Below are 12,995 nucleotides of genomic sequence, written 5' to 3'. Positions count from 1 at the left end.
GCTGATGCGCAAAAAGGCGTAGCATCGGGCCATGCGTGCCTACTTACCTCTCCTGCTGGCTTTGCTGCTTCCTGGCGCTGTTGCGCTGGCGCAAACCGCGCCCGTGCCGCAAGTGAAAGTGGACGCCACGCGCGACCCCGTCGACAAATCCTACCGCAAGATGCTGCAGGGCGTGGACCGCTTCGAGCGCGACCATGCGCTGGCGCCGCAGGCCGTGCTGCGCTTTCGCTTGCTGCCGCGCCAGCCCGGCGTGGACATGACGGGCGTGCAGCTGCGCATCGCGGGCGACACCGTCAGCATTCCCTTGCCCTTGGCCGAGGACAACAGCTTTGCCCCCGTGCGCAACGCGCAGGCCGCGCGCGAAGACGCCGTGCTGATCGCCAACCGCAAGGCCACCACCATGAGCTGGCGCGCGCAGGTGATCACGCCCGGCTTGCCGCCCGGCACGCGGCGCCTGGGCGACTTGCGCCTGGAATGCCGCGCCGGCATGGATTCCGGCCTGATCTCGAACGACCCGCAAATCATCGCCTGGCTGTCCAGCATGCTCTACAGCACAGACAAGGTCTGCTCGCAGCCGGACGGCAATTATCTGTTCTTCACGGACCGGCCCCTGTTCGGCGTGACCCTCGTGCATGGCGAGCGCCGCCTGGCCCTGCCGTTCACCATGCTGTATGCGGGCGGCGAGCAGACGCCCGCCTCGCTGCCCTATTGCGATTGCCAGGTGCTGCTCGACCGCACGTATTACGCACCGTTGTGGGACCAAAGCTGGCCCGACGACACCCTGCTGGAATTTACCTACATGGACGAGGTGGCGCCATGAAGCGGCTGTCGCTGATCGTGCTGATGCTGCTGGCCGGGTGCTCGGGCACGCGCGCCTTGCAGGCAAGCAAAAACGTGCCTTACGCTACGCTGGAACAGACGGTGCAGCCGGGCAGCAGCACGCGCGAGCAGGTGCGCGCCGCGCTGGGCGACAGCACGGCCATCCGCTTCGACAGCGGCAATGAAGTGTGGATGTACACTTACCCGGCCGCCTCGGGCGCGCCGGGAGAATATGTGATTCTGTTTGGCGGGGATGGGGTGGTGAAGCAGGTGCGCAGCGGCGAGGTGTACCAGGTACGGAAGTAACCCCGCCAGCATGGCACTGGCGGGGTGGCCTGCTTATCTTGCCTTCAGCAGGGCCCGCGAGGCCACGCCGGCCGCCACGCTGGGGCTGCGCCCCACGCCGGCCGCCTTGCGCTTGGGCGAGGCCTTCAATTTGAAGATGCCGATCGACTGGGCCACGCTGTCGGTGCGCTGCGCCAGGCTGGTGGCGGCCGCGGCCGCCTGCTCCACCAGGGCAGCATTCTGCTGCGTGATGCCATCCATGTGGATGACGGCCTGGTTGACCTGGCCGATGCCCTGGTTCTGCTCGCGCGTGGTGGACGAAATCTCGTCCATCACTTCCGTCACGCGGGCCACCGAGGCGATCACTTCCGTCATGGTGGCGCCCGCATTGCTGGTCAGCACGCTGCCCGCATTCACGGTGGCGATCGAATGGTCGATCAGGTTTTTCACCTCTTTCGCCGCCGTTGCCGAGCGCTGCGCCAGGCTCCGTACTTCGCCCGCCACGACGGCAAAGCCGCGGCCGTGCTCGCCCGCGCGGGCCGCTTCCACGGCCGCGTTCAAGGCGAGGATGTTCGTCTGGAAGGCGATGCCGTCGATCAGGCCGATGATGTCGAGAATCTTGCGCGACGAGGTGCTGATCTCGTCCATCGTGGTGACCACTTCGCTGACGATGGTGCCGCCCTTGGCCGCGACGGTCGATGCCTGCACCGCCAGGTCGTTGGCCGTGGCCACGTGGTCGGCGCTGTTTTGCACGGTGGAGGTCAATTCCTCCATGCTGGCCGCCGTCTGCTCCAGGCTGGACGCCTGCGATTCCGTGCGGCTGGACAAGTCCATATTGCCCGTGGCGATTTCCGCCGTGGTGATGCGGATATCCTCGAAGTTGGCGCGCACGTCGCCGATGATGCTGTGCAAGTTGATATTGGTCTGGCGCAAGGCCGCCATCAATTGGCCCATATCGTCGTCGCGCACCTTGTCGATCACGCCAGTCAAGTCGCCCCCGGCCATCTTGCGCGCCATCGTGATGGCCTCGCCCAGCGGGGCGACGATGGAATTGTGCAGATGGGCCCAGAAATACAGCATCAGCGCGATGGCCGCGGCGGCGGCGCCGCTGAGCCAGCTGCGCGTGGCCGTGCTCGTATCGCCGTCGATATTCCACACGGCGCAGCCGAGGATGGCCAGCACCACGCCGAAGATGATGCAATGCAGGGCGATGTCCTGCGACAGGCTCAGCTTGCGCCACTCGGCCAGCTTGGCGGCCCAGCCCTGGCGCACGACGCGGCCATTGCGGATCGCCAGGTTCGCGCTATTGCCATCTTTAAAACTTTTATACAGGGCTGCCGCTTCGTTGATCTGCTCGCGCGTGGGCTTGGTGCGCACGGACATATAGCCGATCGGGCGGCCGTTTTCGATGACGGGCGTGATATTGGCGAAGACCCAATAAAAGTCGCCATTCTTGCAGCGGTTCTTGACCATGCCGGTCCACGGCATGCCCGTCTTGATGGTGTCCCACAGGTCGGCAAACGCTTCGGCCGGCATATCGGGATGACGCAGAATATTTTGTGGTGCACCCAGCAGTTCCATTTCTGAAAAACCGCTGACCTCAATGAAATACTGATTGGCGTAATTGATGTTTCCCTGCAAATCCGTGGTGGAAACAATCGTCATGCCTTCATTTAATACGTATTCATTTTGCGTGATAGGCGTATTGACCCGCATCGTCGCTCCTCTATTTTTCTCAACTAGCATAACAAAATCATAAAAACAATATACCACATCAAGCACCCATGATATATCGCCCCGGCGACAGTGACACTGGTCAAAAAATTTAATAAAAACCAATTCATTTATGTTTTAGAATTTACTTTGATTCAACTTGATTGATTTTATTGAATGTAAAATTCAAATTGCGCGCAGACACAATAATTAATAAAAAATTATGTATCTTCGCGTCAGCCAATAAATAGGGTGTTTGCGCCGATAAAAAGACGCGCAAGGGCCGCAATAACCGCCGGCCCATGCGGCGCCTGTCGCCGACCATAAGGCGGCAACCATGAACATTTCTTGAGGGAAAATAAAAACTGGCGCGAATGCGCCAGTAGGGGAAACTTGTCTCCAATCCGCGACACGGGCGCCGTAGCGCCCGTGGGGATGGCTTACTTGTACGTCTTGCGCGGTGGCGACTTTGGACGCGGCGGCGCAGGCTTGCGCTCCGTCGTGCCGTCATCGAGGCTGATGCGCAGTTTCTGGCCCGAGACCACGACCGATTTCAGGTGGTCGAGGATTTCCGGCGGCATGCCTTCCGGCAGATCCAGCACGCTGTAGTTGTCAAAGATATCGATGCGGCCGATATGCTTGGCTTCCAGGTTCGCTTCGTTGGCGATGGCGCCGACGATGTTGCTTGGCGTCACGGCGTGCTCACGGCCCACTTCGATGCGGTACGCCGTCACGCCTGGACGTGGACGTTCCTTCTTCGGCGCGCGCGGTGCCGGTGCTGCGTCGCCCGCGTCCGCTGGCGCATCCTTGAACGCTGGCGCGGACTTGGCGGCGAACGGCTTGCGCGGCGCGGCTGCCGGCGCCAGGTCCGGCGCATCGCCGTCGCGGCTGATGCGCAGCTGCTGGCCCGCGACCCACACGGTCTTGAGCTGATCCAGCAATTCCTTCGGCATGCTGTCTGGCAAATCCAGGACGCTGTAGTCGTCATAGATTTCGATGCGGCCGATGTTTTTCGAATCGATGCCCGCCTCGTTGGCGATGGCGCCCACGATATTGCCCGGCTTCACGCCATGCTGATGACCGACTTCAATGCGGAAGGTCTGCATGCCGGCGTCGGCCGGACGCTGGATGCGTTCCTTCTTCGGAAAGGCCGGGCGTTCGCTGCGCTCGTTACGGTCGAAGCGGTCGCCCCGCTCCGGACGGTCGTTGCGCTCGAAGCGGTCCTGGCGCACAGGACGGTCGTCTTGCCACGTGGCTTGCTCGCGCGCCTTGTTCTTGTCCAGCAGCAGCGGCGTATTGCCACGCGCCATCTTCGCCAGGGCGGCGGCGATTTCGATGGCGGGAATGTTCTGTTCGCGCTCGAAGTCCTCGATCAGCGACTGGAACTGCTCCAGTTCGCCCAAAGCCAGGGTTTCGCTGATCTGTTCCTTGAACTTGGCGATGCGCACGTCGTTGACGGCCTGGATGGTCGGCAGTTCCAGCATGCCGATCGGCTGGCGGGTCGAGCGTTCGATGGCTTTCAACAAGTTCTTTTCACGCGGGGTGATGAACAGGATCGCTTCGCCGCTGCGGCCGGCGCGGCCCGTGCGGCCGATGCGGTGGGTATAGCTTTCCGGATCGTGCGGCACGTCGTAGTTGACGACGTGGCTGATGCGCTCGACGTCCAGGCCGCGGGCGGCCACGTCGGTTGCCACGAGGATGTCGATCTTGCCGTCTTTCAACTGCTGGATCGTGCGCTCGCGCTGGGCTTGCTGGATGTCGCCATTGATGGCGGCCGCCGAGAAGCCACGCGCTTGCAGCTTGCCGGCCAGCTCTTCCGTGCCCAGCTTGGTGCGGGCGAAGATGATCATGCCGTCAAACGCTTCCGCTTCCAGGATGCGGGTCAGCGCGTCGAGCTTGTGCATGCCCGACACCAGCCAGTAGCGCTGGCGGATGTTGTCGGCCGTGCCCGTCTTGGCGGCGACCGTCACTTCGGCCGGGTTCACCAGGTAGGTGGTGGCGATGCGCTTGATGACGGAAGGCATGGTGGCCGAGAACAGGGCCGTTTGATGGCCTTCCGGGGTTTCTTTCAAGATACGCTCAACGTCGTCGATAAAGCCCATGCGCAGCATTTCATCGGCTTCGTCCAGCACCAGCGTTTTCAGCTTGGACAGGTCGAGCGAACCCTTGTCCAGGTGATCGATGACGCGGCCAGGCGTGCCGACGATGACGTGCACGCCGCGACGCAGGGCCGACAGCTGCGGACCGTAGCTTTGGCCGCCGTAGATCGGCAGCACGTGGAAGCCGGGAATGTGGGCGGCGTACACCTGGAACGCTTCGGCGACCTGGATGGCCAGTTCGCGCGTCGGTGCCAGGACCAGGGCTTGGGGTGAGCTTTGTTTCAGATCGATGCGCGACAGGATAGGCAAGGCGAAGGCGGCGGTCTTACCCGTGCCCGTTTGCGCCTGGCCCAGCACGTCGCGGTTGGCGAGCAATAATGGAATCGTGGCCGCCTGGATAGGCGACGGTGTTTCGTAACCGACATCCTTAAGCGCGCGAATCAGCGGCTCGCTCAGGTTAAGGTCGGAAAATAAGGAAATTGGTGTATCAGACATGAAATCACTCACAAGTTCGCTCGAATCGCCCAATGCGAAAGAGTGTATCTGCTAGTTTACTCTTTACTGGACCTTACCGGGTGGAACGAGGCGGCAGAACGCCATTTTTTGCATTCTAAAACGCAGAAAAATCGGCGATCCGCACGCAATTGGTGCAAAAACAAAGCAACATTATGAGTTTTGCAATAGATATGCCCGTTTTACAGGTGTGCCTCGATATTGCTTGCCGCATCGACCGAGTGGCGCAAAAACTCCAGCAAGTCCTCGTTCAGCCGGTCCTTGTGCGTCGTCGCCAGCCCGTGCGGCGCGCCCGCATACACGAGCAATTTGCTGCCGATGATGAGCTCAGCCGTGCGCCGCGCCGAGGCGGCGATCGGCACGATCTGGTCGTCGTCGCCATGGATCACCAGGGTCGGCACGTCGAACTTGGCCAGGTCGCTGGTGAAATCCGTCTCTGAAAATTGCTTGATGCACAAATAGGACGCCGGCATGCCCGCCTGCATGCCTTGCAGCCAGAAGCTGTCGCGCACGCCCTGCGACGGCTTTGCACCGGGCCGGTTGTAGCCATAGAAGGCCTCGCTCAAGTCGCGGAAGAATTGGCTGCGGTCGGCCTGCACGCCCGCGCGGATGGCGTCAAATGTGGACAGCGGCAAACCCAGCGGGTTTTCCGCGGTTTGCAGCATCAGCGGCGGCACGGCGCCCACCAGCACGGCGCCGGCCAGGCGCTCGGTGCCATGGCGGCCGATATAGCGCGCCACTTCGCCGCCGCCCGTCGAGTGACCCACGAGGGTGGCGCCCGTCAAGTCGAGCGCCTCGATCAGCGCGGCCAGGTCGTCGGCATAGGTATCCATGTCATTGCCGTCGAAGGGCTGGCTCGAGCGGCCATGGCCGCGCCGGTCATGCGCGATGACGCGGTAGCCGCGCGCGGCAAGATAAAACATCTGGTCTTCCCACGCGTCGGACGACAATGGCCAGCCGTGGCTGAAGACGACGGGCGGGCCGCTGCCCCAGTCCTTGTAATAAATCAAGGTGCCGTCGGCGGTACGCAGGGTATGACTCGATTGCAAGTTAGTGGCATTCATGGAACGACTCCTGGTCGGTGGGCCAGCGGCCATTGTGGCCGCAATCGGCTTGCGCACGCCGCGCGCTACGCCAGAGCAATGCTGTAAGGTAAGATTGCCGCTGTTTTGCTTTCCCGTATTCACTTTTGGAGTTGTCATGCGCTTTCCCGTCGTCCTCGCCGCCAGCCTGTTCAGCACGGCCGCCTTCGCCCAACCGCTCGTTGCCGAAGCACCCTTGCGCGCCCATTTGTCCTTCCTGGCCGACGATTTGCTCGAAGGACGCGGCACGGGCCAGCGCGGCGGCGACCTGGCCGTGCGCTACCTGGAAACGCAGGCGGCCGTGGCCGGCTTGCAGCCGTTGAAGGATGGCAGCTACCGCCAGGCGCTGACCATCGTCGGCAGCAAGGCCTTGCCATCGAGCACAGTGACCTTCAGCGCGGGCGGCAAGACCTTGTCCCCCGCCTTCGGCAAGGACATCGTCTTCGGCGCGGCGAATGGCCAGCAGACAGTGGCGTTCGACGCGCCCGTCGTGTTTGCCGGCTATGGCATCCGCGCGCCCGAGGAACGCTGGGACGATTTCAAGGGCATCGACTTGAAGGGCAAGCTCGTCATCATGATGGTCAACGACCCGCAGCCGACCGCGGCCGAACCGAACCGTTTTGCCGGCAAGTCCCTCACCTACTACGGCCGCTGGGTCTACAAGTACGAGGAAGCGCTGCGCCAGGGTGCCGCCGGCGTACTGCTGATCCACACGACCGCATCGGCGTCATATCCATGGTCGGTGCCGGCCAACGGTTTCGGCCATGAACGCTTCAACCTGGCCGGCGCGGGCAATGCGATGGAAGGCTGGCTGCAGGAAGACATGGCGCGCGCGCTGTTCCAGGCGGGCGGACAGGACCTGGACGCCTTGCGCGCGCAGGCGGAAACGCGCGAATTCCGCCCCGTGGCCCTGAACGCGACGGTCAAGGTGCAACTCGACAGCCAGGTGCGCAGCATCGAGCAATTCAACGTGGCCGGCATCGTGCCGGGCACGGACCCGAAACTGAAGGATGAAGCCGTCATTTACTCGGCGCACTGGGACCACCTGGGCAAGGATGACGACGGCAGCACCCGCGCAGGTCAAAGCGACCATATCTACAACGGCGCCATCGACAACGCCTCGGGCGCGGCGGCCCTGCTGGCCATGGCGCAAGTGGCCGTGAAACAGCCGGCGCGCCGCACGCAGATCTTCCTGTGGCCGGCCGGCGAGGAAACGGGCATGCTGGGCAGCACGGCCTACACGCGCGCGCCGCTGTGGCCGCTGGCCAAGACGGCCGCCGACTTGAACCTCGACAGCATGAACTTCGTCGGCAAGACGCACGACATCGGCGTGGCCGGCGCCGAGCGCAGCAGCTTGTACGCGAGCGCCGCCAGGGTGGCCAAGCGCATGGGCCTGCGCCTGGCGCCGACGATACCCGACCTGTCCGGCGCCTTTTACCGGGCCGACCATTTTGCCTTCGCCAAGGCCGGCGTGCCCGCCTTCAACGTGGGCTCGGCCGTGTTTTCCGGCGACGGCTCGTTCGACTTCGTCAAGGAGCCGAAGGCGTCAAGCGAACGTCTGGTCGCGTTTAAAAAGGATTACCACCAGGTCACCGATGAATATCACCCGTCGTGGGACTTGTCCGGCATGGTGCAGCAGGCGCAGTTCACCTTGAACCTGGGCTACGAATTGGCGAACGACAAGAATTTGCCTACATGGAACAAGGGCGAGGCGTTTGGAAAAGTGAAGCGCTAGGCACCATGAAAAATACTGGCCACAATATCGTAGGTCGGATTTGCGGCGCAGCCGCGTAATCCGACACCACCAGATTGTCAACCATGTTGTCGGATTACGCGAGGCCAAGCCTCGCTAATCCGGCCTACGCTCCTTGCTTCAAATGGCCATGATGCGTTTCAGGTCCACAAACGCCGTCTCGTACAGGTGCTGGAACGCGCCCACCATGACCTCTTCCACGCCTTCGGCCGCGTCGAACTCGCTCGACCATTGCGCCACGCAGGAAGCGCCGCCCGGTTCGCCCGTGACGCGCAATGTCGAACGGTAGTTCTTGACGGGGATCGGGCCCGAGACGATGGTGTAGCTGTAGCTCTTGTCCGCTTCGCTGTAGCTTTGCAGGCGCTCGGCGATGATGGCGCCGTCCGTGGTTTTCAGGCGGCGCACGCGGCCGCCATGTTCGGACAGGCTGGTCTTGATCGAGCTCGACCATTCAGCCAGCGACTGGAAGCCGCCGATAAAATCCCACACGCGTTCGGCGCTTGCCGCCAATGTTACAGAAACAATTACTTGGGCCATCTTTAATTCGGTTCCTCATCCAGGTTTGCCGGGCGCCGCGCCCGGCCGGCCGGAGTTGCCCGGCACAGCCGCTATTTTAGCGCCCATGCGGCTTTGCTGCTGAGCAAACCATGGCCACTGGCCAGCCTGGGATGGCTGCCTTACAGATTTTCCGCCAAGAAAATCAGGGAATTGCCATGCGCGTGGGCCGCGGCGCGCTGCTGGTAGCTGTCGCGATGCGTGCAGTTGAAACCGTGCTCGGCGCCCGGGTAGATGTGAATTTCCACGTCTTGCCGGTCTTCGAAGCGCTCGGCGATCTTTTGCACGGCTTCCGGCGGAATATGGCTGTCCTGGCCGCCGAAATGCATGAGCAGCGGCACCTGGATCTTGTCGGCCAGGTCCAGCTTGTTCTGGATGCCGCCGCCGTAATAGGCGATGGCCGCATCGACCAGGCCGGCTGCTGCCGTCTGGAATGACAGGCGGCCGCCGAAGCAGTAGCCGACCGAAGCGAGCTTGCCCGTCACTTCCGGGCGCGCGCGCAGGACGGCGATGGTGGCGGCGATATCGCTGTCGGCGTGCGGATTGTCGGTGGCCTGCATCAGTTCCACGGCGCGCTTCCAGCCGTCCGCGTCATAGCCGAGTTCAATGTGCGCGCCGGCGCGCCAGAACAGGTCCGGCACCAGCACCACGTAGCCATCGGCCGCGTACTGGTCGGCCACGGCGCGGATATGCTCGTTGACGCCGAAAATTTCCTGCAACAGGATGATGGCCGGGCCCTTGCCCACGTGCGGCACGGCCAGGTAAGCCTGGAAGCTGTCGTCCGGGCCGGCGATATCGATCCATTGCGAAGTTGTGCTCATAGAAACTCCAGTCTGAGGTTGGGGGAATGCCACAGCCAGGCATGTTACTGGTTTTTTCCCCCGCCTGCGCCGACACGGCCAAGCCGGCACGGCCGCATTGACAAAGATCTAATACAGTTCGCGCAGGTAAATCACGGGACCGGACTTGAACACGCCGAACATGGCGCGTCCCACGGTACTGGGCAGGTAAGGCAGGCTGCCCACGGAAACATCGACGCTGCCCGCCACGCCGGGCGCCAGCAGCACCAGCTGGCCGTTGGGCGATGGCAATACCCCGCCGGCAAAGGTGTAGATGCCGTTCTGCACTTTCGTCGCGCCATTGCAGGTGCCCGCACCGAGGCCCTGGCGGCAATTGGCCAGGATCACGCCGGCCTGGGTAAACTGGCTGGCGCTGTCCGATACATTGCCCAGCCAGCTGCCATTCCAGTATTGCACCTGCACGGGCAGGCGAATCGGCAGGCGTTCGGAACCATAGCTGTTGGGCACCATGATGCGGCCCGTGAGCACGGTCAGCCGCGCTTCCGTGCCGGCGTCGGACGGCGCCGACGTCACGGTGGCGCCCGCATAGGGGGTGGTGGCGCGGAATAGCACGTCGGTCGGCGGCGCCAGCGCGACCGTACCGGCCGGCACCGCATACGCGCCGGGAAAGCGGTAGGCGATCTGGCTGCTGGCCACGCCCGTCGTGAAGCTGGCCGGCGCGATGCCTGTCACGGTCGTTTGCGCGGCCGTCCCGTCGCTCAGCCGGCTGCCCGGCGGCGTCGCCGGCGGAAAGGCCGTCAGGCCCGTGGCGGCATCGTAGGCGCGCAAGGCCACCTGGGCCGTCAAGGCCGTGTCGCGCCCGTCGAAGTTGAGCGTCGTGCCGTTCGCGGCATTTTGCGCCGTGACGCGCAGCTTGAACGGCTGCTGCGCATAGATGAAACTGCCCGCCGCGCAGGACAATGGCGCCTTGCAAGGCATGGGTTCGCTGCCGGGCACCTCCGTGATGAAGTGGTGCGGGATGAATTGCACACTGTTGCTGGCGCCCGTGGTAAACGGCGGGATGACGCCGTTGACGGCCGGCGGCGCGGCCCCCAGGTACGTGGCCATCGTCGCCGTAAACTGGATGGTGCCCGCTTCCGGCCAGCTCAGGTTGCTGGCGGTGCCGATGCCGTTGCCATTGTTAAAAACCAGGCTGCCCGCGACGGCGGGGTTGGCGGCGCCGGAAAAAGTGGGCGCGACAAGGAGACGATCCAGCAGCACCGTCTGCGCGGTCGTTTCCCTGCCGAAATTGGCCGTCACGGCGCCAGCCGCGTTCACGGCCGAGACGCTGATGCGGGTGGCCGGCGCCACGGGCAGCGCGGCCAGGCCCGCCCGCTGCGGCGTGGCGATGGCGCTGAACACGAAACGCTGGGGCCCCACGATGACAGTGCCACTGCCCGTCATCGTCAGGCCGCTGTCGCTGCCGCTGGTCGAGGCATACGTGGCCGTCAGGCCCAGCGCGCCCGCATCGGCGTACAGCATGTTCGGCGTGGCCAGGCCGTTGGCATCGAAGGCCAGCTGCACGGCGGCGCCGGTCGCGCTGCAGGCGCTGCCCGTATTGGCGGCCAGGGGGATGTAGCTGCCATTCTTGTCCTGTATGCGCGCGGGCAAGGTGCCCGTGCCGGGATTGGCATAGGTGCAGCGCAGCTGCAAGGTCTTGTTCTGGTTGGCAAACAGGGGCACGCAGGCGCGCGGATTCGACGCCGACGCCTGCAGCGCGCTGATGGCGATGGAACCCTCGGCCTCGGCATAACGGGGGACGCCGCTCACCTGCAGCGCGCTGCTGACAAATGCCATCTGACAATTGGTCACGCTGCCGTCGACGCTGCTCTTGCAGACCAGCGCCCCCGTCGTCGCCGGCGTGCTGCTCAGACCCAGGGGAACGTTGCTGGCCGGCGTGGTCTGCGCCACGCTGGACGCGGCCGTGCCTGTCGCCGGCTGGGTGGCGTTGATTTGCGCCGTGGCACCGCCCGGCGTCAGCGTGACCTGGGCCGCGCCCGTGTAGACGGTGCTGCAGGCCGCGTCGGCGCAGGCCGTCACGGTCACGGGCGCGGGCGCGCAGCTGAGCGCCGAGGGCGGATGCGTGATCTGAAAATGATGCGGCCCGGCCTGGGTGCTGGGGCCGCATTTCGGTCCCAGCGGATCAGTGTAGGGCCAGCCGCTGTTGTTCGTCACGCAGCTGCACGGATTCGATGGCGTGTACGCCTTGCAAGTGATCGTCTGCTGCACGCGGCCCTGCCAGCCCAGGGTGATGTGGTCGACGAGGGCGTTGCCGGTGATGTAGGCATTCGATGAATCGAGGGTGACGTTGCCGCCCTCCACATTGCCCTTGACGCCGTTGCCGGAGGCAATCGACAAGGAATTGAGGGCCTTCACGTCGCCCGTGACGAGCAGGCCGGACGCCTTCAGGTCGATGGTGGGCGAGGTCAGGTTGCCCTTCACCTGGCTGCCCGAGCCGACGACGAGTGAGGTGCTGGCCGTGATGTCGCCCTGCACCTTGCTGTTGGACGCATCGATGCTGACGACGGGCGCCGTCGTGTTGCCCGTCAGGCTGCTGCCCGAACCGAGGCTGAAGGAATTGACAGCCGTCACGTCGCCCGTGATCGTCACGCTGGAACTGGTGCTGATGCTGGCGCCGTTGATGGGGCCGGTTATCGTCGAGCTTGAGCCGATGCTGACATTGCCGCTGGCTTTCACGCTGCCGCTGATGGTAACGTTGGAGTTGGCGCTGATCGAGCCGCCGCTGAGGGCGCCGTTCAGCACCGAGCCGGAGGAAATGTCGATATTGCCCGTGGCCGTGATATTACCCGTCACCTTCACGGCCGTACCGCCCAGGGAAACGGACGCCGCCGAGATATCGGCCACGATGACACTGCCGCCCTGCGAACCCACCTTGAAATTGCCGCCCTTGGCCGTCAAGCTGCCGCCCGTGATCTTCAGGTTGGGCGGATTGACATTGCCGATGTCGATATTCTTGTTGGCAGTCAGGGCCGCCGTGCCGCTCATGCTCAGGCCCTGGTTGTAGTCGATGCTCACGTCGCTGTTGACCGTCACGCCATAGCCGCTGGCGATGACGACGTTGTCGGTGCTGCCCATGATCAGGCTGGCGCACGTGTATTGGGTGCTGGACGCCGGCAGGGTGCAGCCGCTGACGGCGCCGCCATTGAAGTTGAGGGTGGCCGCCTGGGCAAGGGATGCGCCCAGCAGCAATGTCAGGGCAACAAAAAAGTGGAGTAAGCGCACGATATCGAGGAATCCGGTGGGTGGAAAGCCAGCGGGCGCGCGGATTGTTTCATGCTAACCTACGCTATCGCTGTTGTTGCATTATGGCAGTATT

General features: G+C 63.7%; 9 protein-coding genes. 3 read left to right on the top strand and 6 right to left on the bottom strand.

Features of this window, described 5'->3' with window-relative positions:
• The first annotated feature begins 31 nt into the window (after positions 1-31).
• Positions 32-820, top strand: a complete 789-nt coding sequence (locus ACQ4W4_RS20060; protein WP_436543433.1) for a hypothetical protein — start codon at positions 32-34, stop codon at positions 818-820.
• The gene (bamE, locus tag ACQ4W4_RS20055; RefSeq protein ID WP_436543432.1) at positions 817-1,125 is read left to right on the top strand and encodes an outer membrane protein assembly factor BamE domain-containing protein; all 309 of its coding nucleotides are present in this window, start codon (positions 817-819) and stop codon (positions 1,123-1,125) included. The genes ACQ4W4_RS20060 and bamE overlap by 4 nt, the downstream gene beginning before the upstream one ends.
• Before the next feature lie 33 nt (positions 1,126-1,158).
• Here the strand turns inward: bamE and ACQ4W4_RS20050 are convergent, their stop codons facing one another.
• From ACQ4W4_RS20050 to ACQ4W4_RS20040, 3 genes are all read right to left on the bottom strand, one after another.
• Entirely contained in the window at positions 1,159-2,820 is a 1,662-nt protein-coding gene (locus ACQ4W4_RS20050; protein WP_436543431.1) for a methyl-accepting chemotaxis protein, read from the bottom strand.
• 437 nt (positions 2,821-3,257) lie between these two features.
• Positions 3,258-5,411, bottom strand: a complete 2,154-nt coding sequence (locus ACQ4W4_RS20045; protein WP_436543430.1) for a DEAD/DEAH box helicase — start codon at positions 5,409-5,411, stop codon at positions 3,258-3,260.
• A gap of 200 nt (positions 5,412-5,611) precedes the next feature.
• Complete coding sequence (locus tag ACQ4W4_RS20040) at positions 5,612-6,493, bottom strand: alpha/beta fold hydrolase (protein ID WP_436543429.1); 882 nt, start codon at positions 6,491-6,493, stop codon at positions 5,612-5,614.
• Between the two features lie 136 nt (positions 6,494-6,629).
• Here ACQ4W4_RS20040 and ACQ4W4_RS20035 point away from each other — a divergent pair, with 136 nt between their 5' ends.
• Complete coding sequence (locus ACQ4W4_RS20035) at positions 6,630-8,246, top strand: M28 family peptidase (RefSeq protein ID WP_436543428.1); 1,617 nt, start codon at positions 6,630-6,632, stop codon at positions 8,244-8,246.
• Positions 8,247-8,384: 138 nt separating this feature from the next.
• Here ACQ4W4_RS20035 and ACQ4W4_RS20030 read toward each other — a convergent pair whose 3' ends face one another.
• The 3 genes from ACQ4W4_RS20030 to ACQ4W4_RS20020 all read right to left on the bottom strand — a co-directional run bounded on the left by ACQ4W4_RS20030 (position 8,385) and on the right by ACQ4W4_RS20020 (position 12,901).
• A complete protein-coding gene (locus ACQ4W4_RS20030) occupies positions 8,385-8,801 on the bottom strand; it encodes an SRPBCC family protein (RefSeq protein WP_436543427.1) in 417 nt (138 codons plus the stop codon).
• A gap of 140 nt (positions 8,802-8,941) precedes the next feature.
• Positions 8,942-9,640 (bottom strand): dienelactone hydrolase family protein, encoded by a 699-nt coding sequence (locus ACQ4W4_RS20025; protein WP_436543426.1) that lies wholly within the window; start codon positions 9,638-9,640, stop codon positions 8,942-8,944.
• A gap of 108 nt (positions 9,641-9,748) precedes the next feature.
• Positions 9,749-12,901 carry a DUF6701 domain-containing protein gene (locus ACQ4W4_RS20020; RefSeq protein WP_436543425.1) on the bottom strand — a complete coding sequence of 1,051 codons (3,153 nt, stop codon included), beginning with the start codon at positions 12,899-12,901 and terminating at the stop codon, positions 9,749-9,751.
• Positions 12,902-12,995 lie beyond the last annotated feature (94 nt).

It is taken from the genome of Janthinobacterium glycogeni (assembly GCF_051380725.1).
In the GTDB taxonomy this organism is placed as follows: domain Bacteria; phylum Pseudomonadota; class Gammaproteobacteria; order Burkholderiales; family Burkholderiaceae_D; genus Janthinobacterium.
This window is presented reverse-complemented; position numbering and strand designations above follow the sequence as displayed.